A 17,914-nucleotide genomic window follows, 5' to 3' on the forward strand; every position below is an offset into this window, starting at 1 on the left:
TGCCGTACCTGCTGAAGTAGCGGGCCACCTCCCCGCCGCCCATGGAGAAGCCCACCAGGGTGACGTCGGTGAGGTCCAGCTCGGTCAGCAGGGTGTGCAGGTCCTCGGTGAGGGTGTCGTAGTCGTAGCCGCCGCGGGGCTTGTCGCTGCGGCCGAAGCCGCGGCGGTCGTAGGTGACTACGCGGTAGCCGGCCTCGGCCAGGACGGGCACCTGCTGCGACCAGGAGGCCCCCGACAGCGGCCAGCCGTGGACGAGCACGACCGGGCGGCCGGGACCGCCGGTGTCGTCCACGTGCAGGTTCGTGTTCCGGAACAGCCCGTGGTGGGCGGTGATCTCCGTCATCGGTGTCCTCGCTGTCCTCGTGGTCGGGGAGGGTCCTGCCGGTGGTGCGCCCACGACCGTAGCCGGGTGGTTGAACCCTCGCCTTTCGGCCGTTGCTCCCACCGGGTGACACCCTCCTCGCGCCCGGACGCGCGCCGGCGCCCACCACCGGCCGGTGCCCGGCGGTGGTGGGCGGCAGCCCCTCAGGAGCGCGGGGCGGGCCCGTAGGTCAGGTGCGCGACGCCGTTGCTGAGGGGCTCGCAGCCCAGCAGGGCCAGGGGCAGCGCCGGCCCGCCGGTCTCGAACAGCCGGATCCCGCCGCCGACGGCGACGGGGTAGACGTACAGGTGCAGCTCGTCGACCAGGCCGTCGGCCAGCAGGGCGCGCACCAGGGTGGCGCTGCCGCTGACGTAGACGTCGCCGTCGACCTCGTCCTTCAGGCGGCGGATGCGCCCGGGGTCGTAGCCGTCCAGGACCACGCTGTCGTTCCAGTCCGCCTGCGCCGGCGACAGGGTCGAGGAGACGACGTACTTGCGGGTGTCGTTGAAGAACGGCGCCCCGGGGTCCTCCTCCGCCGTCCGCGCCGACCAGGCGGGCGCGAACATCTCGTACGTGGTGCGCCCCAGCAGGATCGCGCCGCTGGAGGAGGTCAGCCGGCCGATGGAGGCGGCCAGGTCGTCGGGGAAGCCGTGCTCGACCGTCCAGGTCGGGGTGTCGACGACGCCGTCGACGGTCGTGAACTCGTGCACCCTGATGGCGCCCATGCCTGCTCCTCCGTGCTCGGTGCCGCGGGGGTCCGCTGCCGTGGCACCGGACTCTGCCGGACGCGGCGCCGCACGGGAACCTCCGCGGCGCCGCCGGTGCTCGCGCGCACCGGCGGGGCCCGGGGGCGGCCGTCCACGACCAGCACCCCGGACCCCGCCCGGGCCGCTCAGGCGGTCGCGGCGGCCCGCCGCTGCGAGGCGATGGAGACGGCGATCTCGAAGGCGTGCTGCATGGCGCCGATCCCGGCCCTGCCCTGCCCGACGATGTCGAAGGCGGTGCCGTGCGCGGGGGTGCAGATCGGCACGCTGAGCCCGCCGGCCACCGTGACCCCGCGGTCGAAGCCGAGCAGCTTCATCGCGATCTGCCCCTGGTCGTGGTACATCGTCACCACGCCGTCGAACTCGTCGGTGCGCGCACGCAGGAAGATCGTGTCCGAGGGGAACGGGCCCTGGACGTCGATGCCCTCGGCGCGCAGCCGCTGCACCGCGGGGGAGATGACCTCGATCTCGTGGCGGCCGAAGCGACCGCCCTCCCCGGCGTGGGGGTTGAGGGCGCACACCGCCAGCGAGGGCGAGGCGACGCCGCGCTCGCGCAGCAGGCGGTCCAGCAGGCGCGTGGCGCCGAGCACGCGCTCGGGGGTGATGCCGGCGTCGACCTCGGCGACCGACACGTGCGAGGTGACGCGCGAGGTCATCAGGCCGGGCAGGACGTTGATCTCGCAGGTGAAGCCGTCCCCGGCCGGGTCCGCGCCCAGGACCGACTCGAACCAGTGCAGCTCGTCGTTCTCCGTCATGCCGGCCAGGTGCATCGACGTCTTGTTCAGCGAGGCGAAGACGACGGCGTCGACCTCGTCGGCGCGCACCAGGTCCAGTGCGGTGCTCAGCGCGTCCAGGGACCAGCGCCCGCCCTCGGCGGTGGCCCGCTGGCGGACGAAGCCGCCCTCGGGGCGCACCCCGCGGGTGGGGTGCAGGCGCGGCAGGCCGTCGCCGGGCTCGCTCGACAGCCGGATGTCCACGCCCGCGTCGCGCCCCGCCGAGGCGATCTCCTCGGTGTCGGAGACGAGCACGACGTCGGCCGCCGCGCTGGTCCCCGGCAGCGCCAGCAGCTTGGCGACGAGCTCGGGGCCCACCCCGGCCGGGTCTCCGAGGGTGACGGCGATGCGGGGCCGGGCGCCCGCGCCCGCCGCTGCCGGGCTGCTCGTGTGGTCGGTGGCCACGTCGGTCACTTCTCCTCCTGCTCGGTGGTGCGGTCGCCGGCCCGGCCGGTGCCGGGTCCGGTGGTGCGGTCGGTGCCGCCGTCGGTGCTGAAGTCGTGCGTGCGCGCGGGGGCGCCGGTGAGCACGGGCTGCGGGGTGGTGGCCACCTGGGCCGTCCGCCGGTGCGCCGCGCGGCGCAGGAGCGCCGGGGCCAGCAGCAGCCCCACCGCCAGGACGAGGATGCCCAGCGCGGTCGGGCTGGCGGCCACCAGGCCGGTCACGCCCTCGTCGCCGGCCAGCGCGGAGGTCTGCACCAGGGCCTTCTCGAACAGCGGGCCGACGACCAGGCCGAGGACGAGCGGAGCCATCGGCAGGTCCAGGCGCTTCATGGCGTACCCGAGCAGGCCGAACAGCAGCACGACCCAGATGCTGAACATGGAGTTCTTCACCGAGTACGCGCCCAGCAGGCTGGTGGCGATGATCAGCGGGTACATGAACGCGTAGCGGATGCGCAGCAGCTGGGCGAAGACCGGGGCCAGCGGCAGGTTCAGCAGCAGCAGCATGAGGTTGCCGATGAAGAACGAGACCAGCAGGCCCCACACCAGAGTGGGCTGGTTCTCGAACAGCAGCGGGCCCGGCTGGATGCCGTAGACGAGGAACGCGCCCAGCAGCACCGCGGTGGTCGCCCCCCCGGGTACGCCCAGGGCCAAGGTCGGGATGAAGTTGGCGTTGGAGGCGGCGTTGGTGGCCGCGTCGGGGGCGACCACGCCCTCGATGGCGCCCTTGCCCAGCAGCCTGCGGTTCTTGGAGAACTGCTTCTCCGCGCCGTACGCCATGAACGAGGCCAGGGTGGAGCCGGCGCCGGGCAGGCAGCCCAGCAGGAAACCGATGACGGTGCCTCGCAAGGTCGACGGGGTCGCCCGGCGCAGGTCCTCTCTGGTCAGCAGCAGGTCGCGGAACCGTGCGCGGATCGGGGTGGCGGTGCCCAGGTGCAGCTGGTTCAGCAGCTCTCCGATCGCGAACAGCCCGATCATCACCTCCACGAACGGCACGCCGCCGAACAGGTCGATGGTTCCGTACGCGTAGCGGGGGGTGCCGCTGCCGACGTCGACGCCGATGCAGGCCACCAGGATGCCGACCAGCCCCATGGACACGCCGGTCAGCAGTGCCTTGCCGGAGAACACCACGATGGTGGTCAGGCCCAGGACCATGATGGCGAGCATCTCGGTGGGCCCGAACCCCAGCGCGATGTCGGCGAAGGTGGGGGCCAGCGCCATGAGCGCGACCAGCGAGAGGGTCGCGGCGACGAACGCGCCGAGCGCGGAGATGGCCAGCGCCGGCCCGGCGCGGCCCTTGCGGGCCATCTGGTAGCCGTCCAGGGTGCTCACGACGCTGGAGGCCTCGCCGGGCGTGGCGATGAGGATGGCGGTGGTCGTCGCGCCGAACTGCGCGCCGTGGTAGATGCCGGCGAGCATGATGAGCGCGGTCAGCGGCGAGAGGGTCAGCGTGACCGGGATGAGGATGGCCACGCCGGTGGCCGAGCCCAGGCCGGGCAGGATGCCGATGACGGTGCCGAGCAGGACCCCCAGGAAGCACCACAGCAGGTTCTCCGGGGTGACGGCGGCACCGAAGCCGAGAGCGAGGTTGTCGAGCACCGTCTACCTCCACACGGCCGGGTCGAGCAGCCCCGTCGGCAGCGGGATGCCCAGCAGGACGACGAACACCAGGTACGACACGGCCAGCGTGCCGCCGGCCACGAGCAGCGAGCGCAGCAGCGGCTGGCGCTCGACCACGGCGGCGAGGAAGAGGGTCATCAGACCCAGCGCGAGCAGCAGGCCCAGGTACGGGACGAGCAGCGCGGTGGCCAGGACGGTGGCGCCCACCAGCAGCAGCTTGCGCCGCGCGTGCGGGACCTCCTCGACCTCCTCGGCGGCCGGAGCGGCGCCCTCGCCGTCGCCGGCCGGCTCCTGCTCGCCGGGCGCCGCCGGCTCCGGGACGCTGCCGCGCAGCTGAAGGCCCAGACGGGCCAGGCACACCAGCACGAGCAGCGCGGAGGCGGTGCGCGGCAGCGCCGCGGGCCCGACGGAGCCGTCCTCCAGCTGCCACGGGTAGGCGAACGACAGGGTGAAGAACGCCGCGCCGAGCGCGCCGGTCACGGCGGTGGCCACGACCTGCCCGCGCGGGGCGCGCACGCGCTCCGGGACCGGTGGCGGCGCAGCCGGTGCGCCGGTCCCGCTCGCGCTGCCGGTCCCGCGCGGGTGGGGGCGTGTGGTGGGCGTGCTCACTGGAAGACCTCCGCCATCTGCTCGTCGTAGTCGGCCAGGAAGGCCGCGAACTCCTCGCCGGAGACGTCGGCCGGCTCCAGCAGGTCCTCGGCGATGTAGTCGCGGTAGGTGTCGGAGTCCATCGCCGCCTCGATCTCGCGGATCCAGTAGTCGCGCTGCACGGGGGCGATGCCCCCTGCGCCGAAGACCCCGCGCCACAGGACGACCTCGGCGTCGATGCCCTGCTCCCTGGCCGTGGGCACCGAGCCCAGGACCGGGTCGTCGAAGCGCTCGGGCGAGAGGGTGCACAGGGGTTTGAGGTCGCCGCTCTCCACGTACGGCTTGGCCGCCGCGGCGCTGGCGGGGGCCAGCGCCACCTGCCCGCCGAGCAGGGCGGTGATGACCTCGCCCGTGGAGCCGTAGGGCACGACGTCCAGCTGAGCGCCGTTGTCCTCCAGGCCGGCGACGGCCAGCGCGTCGGCGCCCGTGCGCCCGCTGGATCCGGAGACGACCCGTCCCGCCCTGCTGGCCTCGACCACGTCCGTGCAGGTGCTGAACGCGGAGTCGACCGGGGCGACGACCATGCGCGAGTCGCGGGCGAACATCACCAGGGGCGTGAAGTCGCGGTACGTGAAGGGCACGTCGTAGACCTGCGGCAGCGTGTTCAGCGCCGTCTCGGCCACCAGCAGCGTGTTGCCGTTGCCCTCCTCGGCCAGGAACGTGGACCAGCCCACCGCGCCGGAACCGCCCTCCTTGTTCTCGACGTTGACGTCGAAGCCGAGCTCGCGCTCGTTCAGGGCCTGGGCGATGACGCGGGCGGAGCGGTCGCTGCCGCCGCCGGGCGCGAACGCCACGACGGCCGGCACGGAGCCGCGCGGCTCCCAGTCGTCGGGGATGCGGGCCTGCGCCGTCGGCAGCCCGCAGGAGGTGAGCAGCGCGGCGCCGGCCACCAGGGCCGTGCCCGCCAGGAGCCGTGACTTCATCGTCACCCCTTCCGCGGCTCAGCCGCGAAGACGTCGGTCGTCGTCGATCGGTGCGCGGGCGTCGGGTGCCCGGCGTGACGCGACGAAGCTAGAGCGTCTCTCCAAATTGGTCAACCATTCGTTCTCAATGGTCGACCACTTACAACGGTGCTGTTACGATCACCCCATGCAGCCCAGCGTCGGTGCCGACGTCGAAGCCGGTCGCGCGAGCCCGGCGGACCCCGTCGGCGCGGTGGTGCCCGTGCAGCGGCCGGACTCCTCGGTGGCCGACACCGCCCGCCGCGTGCTGGCGCACATCGCCGAGCAGGGCCTGGCCCCCGGCGACCGCCTGCCGCCCGAGCGCCAGCTCGCCGCGGACCTGGGCGTCGGGCGCGGGGCGGTGCGCGAGGCCCTGGCCGCCCTGGACCTGCTGGGGCTGGTGCACAGCCGGCAGGGCTCGGGCACCTACCTGACCGGCCGCACCGCCGACCTGCTGCCCCAGGCCGTCGAGTGGGGCCTCGTGCTCGGCAAGCCCGAGACGCTGCACCTGGTCGAGGCCCGCCACCACCTGGAGATCGCCCTGGCCGGCATCGCGGCCCGCGAGCGCACCCCCGAGGCCCTCGTCCGCCTGCACGAGCGCCTGCAGGACATGCGCGAGACCGGCGCCGCGGGGGACATCGACGCCTTCGTCCAGGCCGACGTCGCCTTCCACCTGCAGGTGGCGGCCACCTCCGGCAGCACCGTGCTGGCCGGGATGCTCGACAGCGTCCGCTCCCTGCTGGGCGTGTGGATGGCGCGCGCGGTGCGCGCCGACTGCGGTCACGTCGAGGACACCCTCGCCGAGCACGCCGCCGTCGTCGAGGCGATCGCCGCGGGCCGCACCGCCGGCGCCGAGCGCGCCATGCGCACGCACATGACCAACGCCGAAGCGCGGCTGATGCGCTCGCTGGGCCACGGCGCCCGCGAGGGCTGACGACTGCACCCGGGCGGTGAGAGTACTCTCACCGTCGTGTCACCCGCCGCTCATGCGCCGTCGGCACGCTCGTCACCCGTCAGGGGTCGCGGCGAAGAGCGGAGGACACCGTGCGAGCAGCAGTCGGAGCGTCGGGGGCACCGGTGGCACCGGTGGCGGGACCACCGGCGCGGGCCCCGCGCGGCGCCCGCGGGTTCCGGGTGGCCCTGTACGGGCACGACACGTGCGGCCTGGGGCACCTGCGCCGCAACCTCGCCCTGGCCGGCGCGCTGCGCGGCTCGCCGCTGCGGCCGGACGTGCTGGTGGTCACCGGCTCCCCGCAGGCGCAGCGCTTCGCCCGCCCGGCCGGGGTGGACCTGCTGGTGCTGCCCTCCGTGCGCAAGGACGCCGACGGCCGCTACGCCGCCGACGCGCTCGACGTGCCGTTGCAGGACGTCGTGGCGCTGCGGGCGGCGACGGCCACCGCCGCCCTGACCGCGTGGCGCCCGGACCTGCTGGTCGTCGACAAGGCGCCCACCGGGTTCCGCGGCGAGCTGCTCGGCGCCCTCACCGCGCTGCGCGCCGCCGGGCGCACCCGCACCGTGCTGGGGCTGCGCGACGTGCTCGACGACCCGGCCGCGGCGCGGGCCGAGTGGCGCCGCGACGGCGGGGAGGCGGCCCTGGCGCGGTTCTACGACGAGGTGTGGGTCTACGGCGACCCCTCCGTGCACGACCTGCGCGACGACCTGCGCCTGCCGCCGGCCCAGCGCGCCGCCACCCGCTTCCTCGGCTACCTGGCCGCCGACCGCCCCGCCGGCACCGGCGACCCGCTGCCCCGGCGCGACCCCCGCGCGCGCACCGTGCTGGCCTCCGTCGGCGGCGGTGCCGACGGCGAGCGCCTGACCCGCGCGCTGCTGCGGGCCCCGCTGCCGGCCGGCGTGGAACTGGTCCTGCTGCCCGGCCCGTTCGCCCCGGCCGCCCTGCGCTCCGAGCTGGTCGCCGCCGCGCGGCGCCCGGAGGTGCACGTGGTGCCGTTCACCGACGCGGTCGGGCGGTGGGCCGCCGCGGCCGACGCGGTGGTGTGCATGGGCGGGTACAACTCCGTCGCCGAGGTGCTGGCGACCACCACCCCGGCGCTGGTGGTGCCGCGCACCCGCCCGCGCCGCGAGCAGCAGGTGCGCGCCGAGGCCCTGGCTCGCGCCGGGGTCCTGGACGTGGCCACCGACCCCGCCCCGCACGAGCTGGGCGCCTGGGTGCGCCGGGCGCTGCGCCGCGGCCCCGTGACCCGCGAGGGCCTGGCCCTGGACGGCCTGGCCGCGGTCCGCCGCCGCGCCGCGCACCTGCTGCGCGCGCGCCCCTGCGGCGCACCGGTCCCCGGGCTGCCCGGCGCGCTGGCGCCGGTGAGCGGGGGGAGCGTCGCGCGTGCCTGCTGAGACCCCCGCCCAGGCGAGCCGCCACCGCGTCGGGTACGTCGTGAAGGTGTACCCGAGGTTCTCCGAGACGTTCGTCGTGCGCGAGGTGCTGGCGCGCGAGGCCGCCGGGGAGGACCTCGTCATCGCCGCGCTGCGGCCCACCACCGACACCCGCTTCCACGCCCTGCTCGCCCGCGTGCGCGCACCGGTCACCTGGATCGGGGAGGGCGCCGGGCGCTCCAGCGCCGCCCTGTGGCCGGCGCTGCGCGAGGCCGCGCACCTGCCCGGGTTCACCGCGGCGCTGCCCCGGCTGCTGGCCGACGACGTGGAGGTCGCCGCGCAGGGCGTGCTGCTGGCGCTGTGGGCGCACCGCGAGCGCGTCACCCACCTGCACGCGCACTTCGCGACCCTGCCCGCGCGCACCGCCCGGCACGCCGCCGCGCTGCTGGGGATCCGGTACTCGCTGACCGCGCACGCCAAGGACCTGTACGTTTCCGGCGGCGACGCCCTCGGCGCCGTCCTGGCCGACGCCGCCACCGTCGTGACCGTCAGCGACCACAACGTGCGCTGGCTCGCCGAGCAACACCCCGCCGCGCGCGCGGTGCGCGTGCACAACGGCGTGGACCCCGCCGACCTGCCCTTCACCGCGCCGGTGGGCCGGCCGCGCGTCGTGGCGGCCGTCGGGCGGCTGGTGCCGAAGAAGGGTTTCGCCGACCTGCTCGACGCGATCGCCCTGCTGCGCGCCGGCGGCGACCCCGTGCAGCTTCTGCTGGCCGGTTCCGGCACCTGCCGGGAGGCGCTGCGCGCGCGGGCGCGGGCCGCGGACCTGGACGGCGCGGTGGAACTGCTCGGCCCACTGCCCCAGCACGAGGTCCACGACCTGCTGCGCTCGGCGGCGGTCTTCGCCGCCCCCTGCGTCGTCGCCCCCGACGGCGACCGCGACGGGCTGCCCACCGTCGTGCTGGAGGCGATGGCCCTGGGCACGCCCGTGGTCGCCACCACCGTCACCGGGATCCCCGAGGCCGTCGAGCACGGCGTCGGCGGCCTGCTCGTGCCGCCGGGCGAACCCGCCGCGCTGGCCGCGGCGCTGCGCACCGTGCTGGACGACCCGGCCCTGGCCGCCCGCTGCGCGCTCGCCGCGCGCGCCCGCGTGGAGGAGCGCTTCGACGCCGCCGCGCAGGCGGCGCGGCTGCGCGAGGTCACCCTCGGGGTTCCCGACCGGGTTCCCGACGGGGTTCCCGACCGGGTTCCCGACGCGGTTCTCGACCGGGTTCCCCGCGGGGTTCCCCGGGGAGTCCGCGCGGCGGTTCCCGCGGTTCCCGCCGCGGGGGTGGCCCGGTGAGCGCGCTGGAGCTGCTCGGGCCCGGCAGCCTCGTCGTGCACGCCTGCCTGGACCCCGGCGTCCCCGTCTTCGGCGGCAAGGGCTGCTCGGTGCACGTGCAGGAGGTGCTGCGGGTGCTCGCCGCCACCGGCGCGCGGGTGCACGTCGTGACCACCCGCACCGGCGGGCCGGCGCCCGCCGGCCTGGAGGGCGTGCACGTGCACCACCTGCCGCTGCCGCCCGGGCGCACCGGCGCCCAGCGCGAGCGGGACCTGCGCGCCGTCGACGAGCGCGCCGGCCGCCTCGTCGCGGACCTGCTGCGCGGCAACGGGACCGGGACGGCGCTGGTGTACGAGCGGTACTCCCTGTTCGCGCACGCCGTGCAGGAGGCCGCCCGCGCGGCCGGCGCGCCGTCCGTGCTGGAGGTCAACGCCCCGCTGCCGCTGGAGCAGGCGCGGCACCGCGGCCTGCACGACGCCGCCGGGGCGCACGCCTGCACCCGCCGCGCGCTGCGCGCGGCCACCCGCGTCGTGGCCGTCAGCTCCCCGGTCGCCCGGTGGGCCCGCGAGGCCGCCGGCGGCGGCCTCGAGGTCGCGGTCGTGCCTAACGGCGTGGACCTGGAGCGGTTCCGGCCCGCCGCCCCGGGGCCCGGCGCGGCTCCCCGCGGAACCCCCGGCGGGAGTTTCGAAGGGGGTCCCGAGACGGTCTTCACGGTCGCGTTCGTCGGCGCGTTCCGGCCCTGGCACGGGGTGGACCTGCTCGTGGAGGCCGCCGGGCGCCTGGCGCACCTGCCCGGCGCGCCGGTGCGGCTGCTGCTGATCGGCGACGGCCCCCGGCGCGCCGCGGCCCTGGAGCGCGCGGCGCAGCTCGGCGTGGCCGTCGAGGCGCCCGGCGCGCTGCACCCGGCCGACGTGCCCGCCGCGCTGGCCGGCGCCACCGCCGCCGCGGCCCCCTACCCGCCGGGGCGGGCGTACTTCTCGCCGCTGAAGGTCGCCGAGTACCTCGCGTGCGCGCTGCCCACCGTGGCCGCCGCCGTCGGCGACCTGCCCGCCTGCTACCGCGACGGGCGGGACCTGCTGCTCACCGCCCCCGGCGACCTGGACGCCCTCACCGCCGCGCTGCAGCGGCTGCGCACCGACGCCGCGCTGCGCGCCCGCCTCGGCGCCGCCGGCCGCGCGGCCGTCGAGCAGCGGCACAGCTGGCGGCGCGCGGTGGAGCTGTCCCTGCCGGTGCCCGCCGCGGCCGGGGCGGGCGCGTGAGGGGCCGCCGCGAGCGGTCCGCGCTGCGCCGCACGATCGCCCTCGTCGCCCCGCACACCAGGGGCTCGCGCACCGCCGCCACCGGCGGCCTGCTCGCCCTGCTCGCCGAGGTCGCCTTCCGCCTCGCCGAGCCGTGGCCGCTGAAGTTCGTCCTGGACACCGTGGTGCCCGCCGCCGCCGGCGGGCGCGCGGCCCCCGACGCCGTGCGCCTGACCGTGCTGGCCGGGGCGGCGGTCGTCCTCACCGCCGTCGGCCGCGCCGCCGCCGCCTACCTGACCACGGTGGCGTTCACGCTGGTCGGCGCGCGCACCACCACCCGCCTGCGCGCCGCCGTCAACGACCGCCTGCTGCACGCCGCGCCCGCCTTCCACGCCGGCGCCCGCACCGGCGACCTCGTCACCCGCGTCGTCGGCGACGTCGGGCGCGTGCAGGAGGCCGCCATCACCGCCGGCCTGCCGCTGCTGGGCAGCGTGGTGACGTTCGCCGCCATGGCCGTCGTGATGCTCGTCCTGGACCCGCTGCTCGCCCTGGCCGTGCTGGCCGTGGTGCCGCTGCTGCTGCTCACCGGCCGCCGCAGCAGCGAGCGCATCACCGGCGCCTCGCGCGCGCAGCGCGGCCGGGAGGGCGCGCTGGCCTCCGACGCCGCCGAGACGTTCACGAGCATCGCCTTCCTGCAGGCGTACGACCTGCAGGGCGAGCGCACCCGCGCCTTCACCGCCGCCAACGACGGCACCCTGCGCGAGGGGGTGCGCGCCCGCCGCCTGGCCGCCGGCCTGGAGCGGCGCGTGGACGTCCTCGTCGGCGTCGCCACCGCCGTCGTCCTGGTCGTCGGCGCCCAGCGCGTCCTCGCCGGCGCCCTGACCGTCGGCGACCTCGTCGTGTTCCTCACCTACCTCAAGGCCGCGTTCAGGCCGGTGCGCGACCTGGCCAAGCACACCGGGCGCATCGCCCGCGCCGCCGCCTCCGGCGAGCGCGTGGCCGACACCCTCGAGCAGGCCGCCCCCCTGGCCGAGGAACCCGGCGCGCACCGGCTGCACCGGCTGCGCGGAGACGTGCGCCTGGAGGGCGTCACCGTCGAACGGCGCCCCGGGCACGGCGTGCTGCGCGGGGCGGACCTGCGGGTGCGCCCCGGCGAGCGCCTGGCGATCGTGGGGGCCAGCGGGTCGGGCAAGAGCACCACCCTGCAGCTGCTGCTGCGCCTGGTGGACCCCGCCGCCGGGCGCCTGCTGCTGGACGGGCACGACGCGCGCGACCTGCGACGCGCCGACGTGCGCGAGCGCACCGCCGTGGTGCTGCAGGAACCGGTGCTGTTCGCCGCCACCGTGCGCGAGAACGTGCGCCTGGGCCGGCCCGGCGCCTCCGACGCCGACGTCGAGGCCGCCGTGCGCGCGGTCGGCGCGGAGGGTTTCGTCCTCGACCTGCCGCAGGGCTACGAGACCCCCCTGAGCGAGCGCGGCGGCTCGCTCTCGGGCGGGCAGCGCCAGCGCCTGGCCATCGCCCGCGCCCTGCTGCGCGACCCCGGCCTGGTGCTGCTGGACGAGCCGACCACCGGCCTGGACGAGGGTTCGGCCCGCACGGTGCTGGCCGCGCTGGAGCGCCTGACCAGCGGGCGCACCACCGTCCTGGTCACCCACGACGAGTCCCTGCTGCCCCGGTGCGACCGGGTCGTGGAGCTGCGCGGGGGCCGGTTCACCGAGCGTCCCGGCCACCGGCCCGCGCCGCAGCCCTCGCAGCCCCCGCAGCCCTCGCCGCCGCACCCGGTGCGCCCCTGCGGGGCGGTGACGCGGTGAACGGGGTTGACGGGTTCGACGGGGTGGACGGGGTGGACGGGGTGGACGGTTTCCGCGGGTCCGGGGTGCTCGGCGACCCGCGCGGGCTCGAGCGCGAGCTCACCGCCGCCGAGCCGCTGCTGCCCGGCCTGGCGCTGGCCCTCGACGACGCGCTGCTGCGCGCCTGGGCCCGCGGGCACGGCGTTCCGCTGCCCGGCACAGCCCGGGTGGACCGGTTGCGCTGCAAGCCGGGCACCTCGGTGCGCGCCGCCGTCGACCCCGGCGACGGCGGGCCGTGGTGGCTGCTCAGCGCGTACGCCCCCCGCCCCGGGCGGCAGCCGCACGAGCCCGGCAAGGTGGACCGGGACGCCCGCGCCGCCCGCGGCGACGGCCCCACCGCCCTGGACGGCGCCCTGCGCGCCGCGCTGGTGCCGGCCGTGGCCGACCGCGACCTGCCGGGCCTGCGCCCGCTGGCCGCCGCCGGTGCGCGCACCCTCGCGCACAACCCCGCCCGCCGCGCCGTCCTGCGGTGCGGCGCGGAGCTGGTGAAGGTGCACGCCGCCCCCGGCCCCGCCGCGCGCGCCGCCGTCGCCGCGCACCTCTTCCGCGCCGCGGGCACCCGCACCCCGCGCACGGTGCTGCGCGGGGAGCTCACCGCCGTGCAGGAGTTCACCGGCGGCGGGCCCGCGGGCGAGGTGGGCGCGGCGCTGAGCGCCCTGCTGGGGCGGTGGGCGCAGCACGCCGGCGCGGGGCTGCCCGCGCTCGGGCCCGCCGCCCTCGACGCCGCCGTGCGCGCGGTGCTGCACCGCCCCGGACCGCTGCCCCCCGCCGCGCGCACCGACGTGGAGGCCTGCCGGCGGCGCTGGGGCGCCGCGGTGCCCCGGCACCGCGCGGCGCTGAGCCCGCGGGTGCTGTGCCACGGCGACCTGTCCCCGGACCAGCTCCTGCGCGCCCCCGACGGCGAGCTCGTCGTCCTCGACCTCGACCGCGCCGCCCGCGGCCCCGCCGGGTGGGACGCGGCCACCTGGCGCGCCTCCTGCGCGGCGCTGGGGCGCCCGCCCGGCGCGGTGCCCGCCGCGCACCCGCTGCTGCTGGCCGCGGCCGCGCTGCTGCGCCTGCCCGAGCCGTTCCGCCGCCGCCGCGCCGGCTGGCCCGAGCGCACCGCGCACCTGGCGGCGCTGGCGGCCGGCGCCCTCGACGAGCTCGCGCCCCGGGGAGGGCGCGGGTGAGCCGGCGTCCGGGACCCCCGGGCGGGCCCGGCGCGCTGCCCGTCCTGCAGCGCGTGCCCGCCCCCGCGGGAACGCGCTGGCACCGCGCCTGGCCCGGCGCCCGGAGCGGGGCCGCGGCGGGCGAGCCGGTCGGCGACCGGGCGGGGGAGCCGCAGCGGGTCCTGGTGCTGGAGGGCCGTGACGCCGCCGGGCGCGCCGTGGCCGCCACCGCGCGGGTGCACCTGGACGGCGGCGTCCTGACCGGCGCCGACGTCGAGGTGCTCGAGCGCGACGAGCGGCTGCCCGCCCTGGCCGCCGCCCTGGCGCAGGGCGGCACGCTCCTCGCCCACCGCGCCGGCAAGCGCGCCGTGCTGCGCACCGGGCCGGCCCGCGCGCCGCGCGCGTTCCTCAAGGTCGCCCGGCCCGCGGCCACGCGCACCGCGCTGGCCCGGCTGCGCTCGGTGGACGCCGCCCTGGGCGGGCACCCCCACCGCCCCGGCCTCGTCGAGGTCCGCGGGACGGGGGAGGGGCTGCTGCGCCTGGAACCGGTCGCCGGGACGGACCTGGCGGCGCTGCTGGCCGCCGGCGCCGGTGCCGCGGCGCGCTGCCGCGCCGCGGGCCGCGCCACCGCCCTGGCCACCGGCGCGCTGGCCGACGCCTCCGCGAGCCCCGCCGCCCTCGCCCTGCCCGGGCACGACGCCGCCGCCGAGGCCGCGCTGCTGCGGCGCTGGGTCGAGGACGCCCGCGGCTTCGGCGTGCTGCCCCCGCCGCTGGCGGCGCGCGCGCTCGCGCTGGCCGGCGCCCTGGGCGACGCGCTGCACGCGCTGCCCGCGGCCGCGCCGGTGCTGTCCCACCGCGACCTGCACGACGGTCAGGTGCTCGTGCGCTCTCCGCCCCGCGGCGCGGGCGCCCACCCGGCGGGGGGCGCGGCGGGGGGCGCGGCGGTGACGTTCCTGGACGTGGACACCGCCGCGCGCGCCGACCCGTGCCTGGACGCGGCGAACCTGCTGGCCCACCTGGACCTGGCGCTGGCGCGCGGGGCGGCGCCCTCGGCGGTGGCTGCGCTGTCGGCGGGGCTGCGGGAGGGCTGGCGGGCCTGCGGGCACCCGCTGCTGGAGCTGGGCCCGCGGCGGCTGGAGCTGTGGCGGGCGGCCGCGCGGTTGCGGCTGGTGGCGGTGCACGCCTTCCGCGGTCCGGTGCACGACCTGGCGCCCTGGCTGGAGCCCCGCGCCCGGCACCGCGCCCCCCACGGCGCGCCGCGCCGGTCGCCGGGGCCGGTCGTCGGCGGGTGACCGGTCGCCCGGGGGTGACCGGCTCCGCCGCGCGCGGGCGGGGTGCCTCGGGTGGCGCCCCCGTCAGGTGTCGGGCGGCGCCCCCGTCAGGTGGTCTCGACGAGGCCGTGCATGTCGCGCACCATCGTCCCGGCCTGCTCGGAGGCGCCGGCGATGGCGTGACGGGCCTCCTCGGTGGCCGCGCTCTGCTCCTCCACGGCCGCGGCGATGGTGGCCTGGGAGTGCACGACGTCCTGCAGGGTGGCCTGGATGCCGCCCATGGCGGCCGCGGTGCTGTCCACGTCGGCGCGCACCGCGTCCACCACGCGGCGGATCTCGTCGGTGGCCTCGGCGGTGGCGGCGGCCAGCTCCTTGACCTCGCCGGCCACGACGGCGAAGCCGCGGCCCAGCTCCCCGGCCCGGGCGGCCTCGATCGTGGCGTTCAGCGCCAGCAGGTTCGTCTGCGCGGCGATGCCGGTGATGGTGGTGGCGATCCCGTCGATCTGCGCCATCGTCACGGTCAGCTTCTCGACGGTCTGCGCGCTGGTGCGCGACTGCGCGTCGGCGGAGCGGGCGGTGACGCTGGCGCGCCCGGCGGCCTCGGCGATCTCGGAGATGGCGGTGCGCATGGCGTCCATGACGGCGCCGGCGGTCTCGACGTTCTCGTCCAGGCGCTGCCCGGAGCGCTGCAGCGCCTCCAGGCGCTGCGCGGTGGCCGCCGCGCGCCGCTGCTGCTCGCGCAGCTGCTGCGCGGACTGCTCGGCGGCCGCGGCGCGCTCGGCGGCCAGCTCCTCCTGGGCGGCGACCTGGGCGGCGAGCTGCTCCTCGGCGCGCTGCTGCTGCTCGTGCCGGGCGCGCTCGGCGGCCTCGGTGAACTTCCAGCCGTAGGCCAGGGCGGTGGCCTCGGCCAGCAGGAAGACGGCGTGCAGCAGCGCGAAGGCCAGCGGGTCCTCGTGCGCGGCGTGGGTGGAGAAGACCCGCTCGGCGTCGAGCAGGCCCAGGGTGAGGTGGTGCACCGCGACGAAGGCGATCGCCAGCAGGAACGGCGCCCACGCCTGGTACAGCGAGACCAGGGCGAGCAGCACGAAGAACCAGATGTGCAGGTCCTGCAGCCCGCCGCCGACCTGCAGCAGGACGTTGGCGGAGAGCATCAGCCCGGAGGCCACCGCGCCGGCGCGGGTGCCCTGCCCGCGCAGCAGGACGCCCGCGGCGGTGCAGGCCAGCACCACGAGCAGCTGGGCCCACACCTGCCAGGAGCCGACGTGGCGCACCAGGGCGAGCACCGCCAGCAGCGGCACGTGGGCCAGCAGCACGACCAGCAGGACGCGGTGCCGGGCGGCGAAGGCCGCCTCGTCCAGGCGGACGCCGCGCGGCAGCAGGCGCGGGGAGGAGGCGTCGGGACCGCTCGCAGCGGTGGCGACCTGGTTCGGCACGTCCCGGCCATCGGCGCCGGCCGCCCGGTGCTTGAGGGCTCCCGGGGCACCGCGGTCCCCCGGGTGGCGCATCGGTGCGCGCGCCCCCGCTGCCGATCGACAGAGCGTGCACCCCGACTCCCGCAGCCGCCGCCGAAGCCGCCGCCGGCTGCTCGTGCTGCTCGCACCCGTGCCGCTGGTCCCCGTGCTGGTGGCGCTTCCCGGCGGCGCCTGGACCCCGCTGTACCTGACGGGCGCGCTGGCGGCGCTGGCGGCGCTGGTGCTGCGCGCGGTGCTGGCACCGCGGGGGCGCGGGGTGTGGTCGCTGCTGGCGGCCGGTGCCGGGGTGCTGGTGGCCGTGCAGGCCGTGCTGCTGCTGACGTCGGGGACCTCCACCGGCGCGCTGGGGCAGGCCCTGGTGGCGCACCAGCAGCAGCACCAGGTGCTGGCCGTGGCGGGCCTGCTCGGCTACCCCTTCCTGTACGCCGGGCAGATGATGCTGCTGCGCCAGCGGGTGCGGCACCTGCTGCCCAGCGCCTGGCTGGACGGGGTCATCACCATCGCCGTGCTCACGGCGGTGCTGGAGGCCTTCGTGGTGCCCCACCTGCAGCAGGCGGCCGGCTTCACCGCCGGCCTCGCCACCGCCCTGGCGGGCCGGGTGGCGATGGACCTGCTCATGCTCTCCTTCGCCGTGGCCAACGGCGCCATGGTCGGCTGGCGCAGCGACCGCCGCCTGGCCCTGGTCGCCGCCGCCTTCGCCGCCCTGCTGCTCAGCGACGCCGTCGCCGTGGGCCGCGTCGGCGCCGTGCTGGTGCACCCGGCGCTGGGCCCGCTGGTGGACGCCGGGCGCCTGGCGGCGCTGGTGCTGCTGGCCGTCGCCGCCTGGTCGCGGCCCGCGCCGCGCACCGAGGCGGTGGCCGAGGGCTGGCCGGTGCTGCTGGCCCCGACCGTCGCGCTGCTGTTCAGCGTGGGGCTGCTGGGCACCCACCTGCGCTCCCCGCTGCCCGCTCCCGCCGTCGTGGTGACGCTGGTGACGATCCTGCTGGTCGGCGTCAAGGTGCTGGTCATCTTCCGGGAGGTGCTGCGCCTGGCCGACAGCCGCGAGCAGGCGCTGAGCGACGAGCTGACCGGCCTGGCCAACCGCCGCGCGCTGCGGCAGCGCCTGCGCGGAGCGGGCACCGGCCGCGGCCTGCTCCCGCGGGTCGCCGGCGCGCCCGCGCCCCGGGACGGGCTGCAGCCGCGGGGCGCCCTGCTCCTGGTCGACCTGGACCGCTTCAAGGACGTCAACGACAGCCTGGGCCACGAGAGCGGCGACCACCTGCTGCGCCAGGTCGCCGAGCGCATGGCCGCCGCGGTGCCCGAGCAGGCGCTGCTGGCCCGCCTGGGCGGGGACGAGTTCGCCGTGCTGCTGGACGGCGCGGACGCCGCGGACGCGCAGCGCGCCGGGGAGCGGCTGCTGCAGGCGCTGGTGGAGCCCTTCGCGCTGGGGCCGCTGAGCGTGCGCGTGGGGGCCAGCGCCGGCATCGCCACCTGGCCCTTCACCTGCCCCGGCCCCGGGCCCTCGCCGCTCGCCGCCGCGGGCCCGGCGGGCCGGGCGGGCGGCGACCGCGACGGCGAGGGCGAGCAGCCCGGGGACGGCGGGCGCGGCGCGGAGCTGCTGCGCCGCGCCGACAGCGCCATGTACGTGGCCAAGCGCGGCGGCGGGGGGCTGGCCCGCTACGACGAGGCCAGCGGGCAGGCCGCGCGCCAGCGCCTGCAGCGCGTGGGCGAGCTGCGCGCCGGCATCGCCGCCGGTGAGCTGG

15 protein-coding genes are annotated in these 17,914 nt (G+C 77.9%); 8 read left to right on the forward strand and 7 right to left on the reverse strand.

Going from position 1 to position 17,914, the window contains the following annotated elements; all coding sequences use genetic code 11:
- From ACRYR7_RS17200 to ACRYR7_RS17225, 6 genes are all read right to left on the reverse strand, one after another.
- Positions 1-343, reverse strand: a 343-nt coding sequence (locus ACRYR7_RS17200) for an alpha/beta fold hydrolase (protein ID WP_432573333.1), incomplete at its 3' end; no start/stop codon positions are given.
- 182 nt (positions 344-525) lie between these two features.
- Positions 526-1,086, reverse strand: coding sequence for a dihydrofolate reductase family protein (locus ACRYR7_RS17205; RefSeq protein ID WP_432573334.1), 561 nt, complete (start codon positions 1,084-1,086; stop codon positions 526-528).
- A 167-nt stretch (positions 1,087-1,253) separates the two neighbouring features.
- Positions 1,254-2,312, reverse strand: a complete 1,059-nt coding sequence (locus ACRYR7_RS17210; RefSeq protein ID WP_432573335.1) for a 4-hydroxythreonine-4-phosphate dehydrogenase PdxA — start codon at positions 2,310-2,312, stop codon at positions 1,254-1,256.
- Entirely contained in the window at positions 2,309-3,937 is a 1,629-nt protein-coding gene (locus tag ACRYR7_RS17215) for a tripartite tricarboxylate transporter permease (protein WP_432573336.1), read from the reverse strand. Before ACRYR7_RS17215 ends, ACRYR7_RS17210 begins: the two co-directional genes overlap by 4 nt.
- A 3-nt stretch (positions 3,938-3,940) precedes the next feature.
- Positions 3,941-4,474: a tripartite tricarboxylate transporter TctB family protein gene (locus ACRYR7_RS17220; RefSeq protein ID WP_432573337.1), complete on the reverse strand. Its 534-nt coding sequence runs from the start codon at positions 4,472-4,474 to the stop codon at positions 3,941-3,943.
- A gap of 89 nt (positions 4,475-4,563) precedes the next feature.
- On the reverse strand, positions 4,564-5,529 hold the full coding sequence (locus ACRYR7_RS17225; protein WP_432573338.1) for a tripartite tricarboxylate transporter substrate binding protein: 966 nt from the start codon (positions 5,527-5,529) through the stop codon (positions 4,564-4,566).
- 166 nt (positions 5,530-5,695) lie between these two features.
- Here ACRYR7_RS17225 and ACRYR7_RS17230 point away from each other — a divergent pair, with 166 nt between their 5' ends.
- The 7 genes from ACRYR7_RS17230 to ACRYR7_RS17260 all read left to right on the forward strand — a co-directional run bounded on the left by ACRYR7_RS17230 (position 5,696) and on the right by ACRYR7_RS17260 (position 14,721).
- Positions 5,696-6,481, forward strand: a complete 786-nt coding sequence (locus ACRYR7_RS17230; protein ID WP_432573339.1) for a FadR/GntR family transcriptional regulator — start codon at positions 5,696-5,698, stop codon at positions 6,479-6,481.
- A 152-nt stretch (positions 6,482-6,633) separates the two neighbouring features.
- On the forward strand, positions 6,634-7,893 hold the full coding sequence (locus tag ACRYR7_RS17235; RefSeq protein ID WP_432573340.1) for a glycosyltransferase family protein: 1,260 nt from the start codon (positions 6,634-6,636) through the stop codon (positions 7,891-7,893).
- Positions 7,883-9,214 (forward strand): glycosyltransferase family 4 protein, encoded by a 1,332-nt coding sequence (locus ACRYR7_RS17240; protein WP_432573341.1) that lies wholly within the window; start codon positions 7,883-7,885, stop codon positions 9,212-9,214. The genes ACRYR7_RS17235 and ACRYR7_RS17240 overlap by 11 nt, the downstream gene beginning before the upstream one ends.
- Complete coding sequence (locus ACRYR7_RS17245) at positions 9,211-10,452, forward strand: glycosyltransferase family 4 protein (RefSeq protein ID WP_432573342.1); 1,242 nt, start codon at positions 9,211-9,213, stop codon at positions 10,450-10,452. The genes ACRYR7_RS17240 and ACRYR7_RS17245 overlap by 4 nt, the downstream gene beginning before the upstream one ends.
- Entirely contained in the window at positions 10,449-12,242 is a 1,794-nt protein-coding gene (locus ACRYR7_RS17250; protein WP_432573343.1) for an ABC transporter ATP-binding protein, read from the forward strand. The genes ACRYR7_RS17245 and ACRYR7_RS17250 overlap by 4 nt, the downstream gene beginning before the upstream one ends.
- On the forward strand, positions 12,239-13,450 hold the full coding sequence (locus ACRYR7_RS17255; RefSeq protein WP_432573344.1) for a phosphotransferase family protein: 1,212 nt from the start codon (positions 12,239-12,241) through the stop codon (positions 13,448-13,450). The genes ACRYR7_RS17250 and ACRYR7_RS17255 overlap by 4 nt, the downstream gene beginning before the upstream one ends.
- Entirely contained in the window at positions 13,447-14,721 is a 1,275-nt protein-coding gene (locus tag ACRYR7_RS17260; protein ID WP_432573345.1) for a hypothetical protein, read from the forward strand. Before ACRYR7_RS17255 ends, ACRYR7_RS17260 begins: the two co-directional genes overlap by 4 nt.
- 86 nt (positions 14,722-14,807) lie before the next feature.
- Here ACRYR7_RS17260 and ACRYR7_RS17265 read toward each other — a convergent pair whose 3' ends face one another.
- Positions 14,808-16,133, reverse strand: a complete 1,326-nt coding sequence (locus ACRYR7_RS17265) for a methyl-accepting chemotaxis protein (protein WP_432573346.1) — start codon at positions 16,131-16,133, stop codon at positions 14,808-14,810.
- Between the two features lie 106 nt (positions 16,134-16,239).
- Here ACRYR7_RS17265 and ACRYR7_RS17270 point away from each other — a divergent pair.
- Positions 16,240-17,914: diguanylate cyclase domain-containing protein (locus tag ACRYR7_RS17270; RefSeq protein WP_432573347.1), on the forward strand; the 1,675-nt coding region annotated here is incomplete at its 3' end.

Source organism: Kineococcus gurbantunggutensis (assembly GCF_050871925.1).
In the GTDB taxonomy this organism is placed as follows: domain Bacteria; phylum Actinomycetota; class Actinomycetes; order Actinomycetales; family Kineococcaceae; genus Kineococcus.

Excerpts from the sequence above, each read along its gene's own strand:
- ACRYR7_RS17230 (WP_432573339.1), top strand. The coding sequence starts at position 5,696 with ATGCAGCCCAGCGTCGGTGCCGACGTCGAAGCCGGTCGCGCGAGCCCG.
- ACRYR7_RS17225 (WP_432573338.1), bottom strand. The coding sequence starts at position 5,529 with ATGAAGTCACGGCTCCTGGCGGGCACGGCCCTGGTGGCCGGCGCCGCG.
- ACRYR7_RS17205 (WP_432573334.1), bottom strand. The coding sequence starts at position 1,086 with ATGGGCGCCATCAGGGTGCACGAGTTCACGACCGTCGACGGCGTCGTC.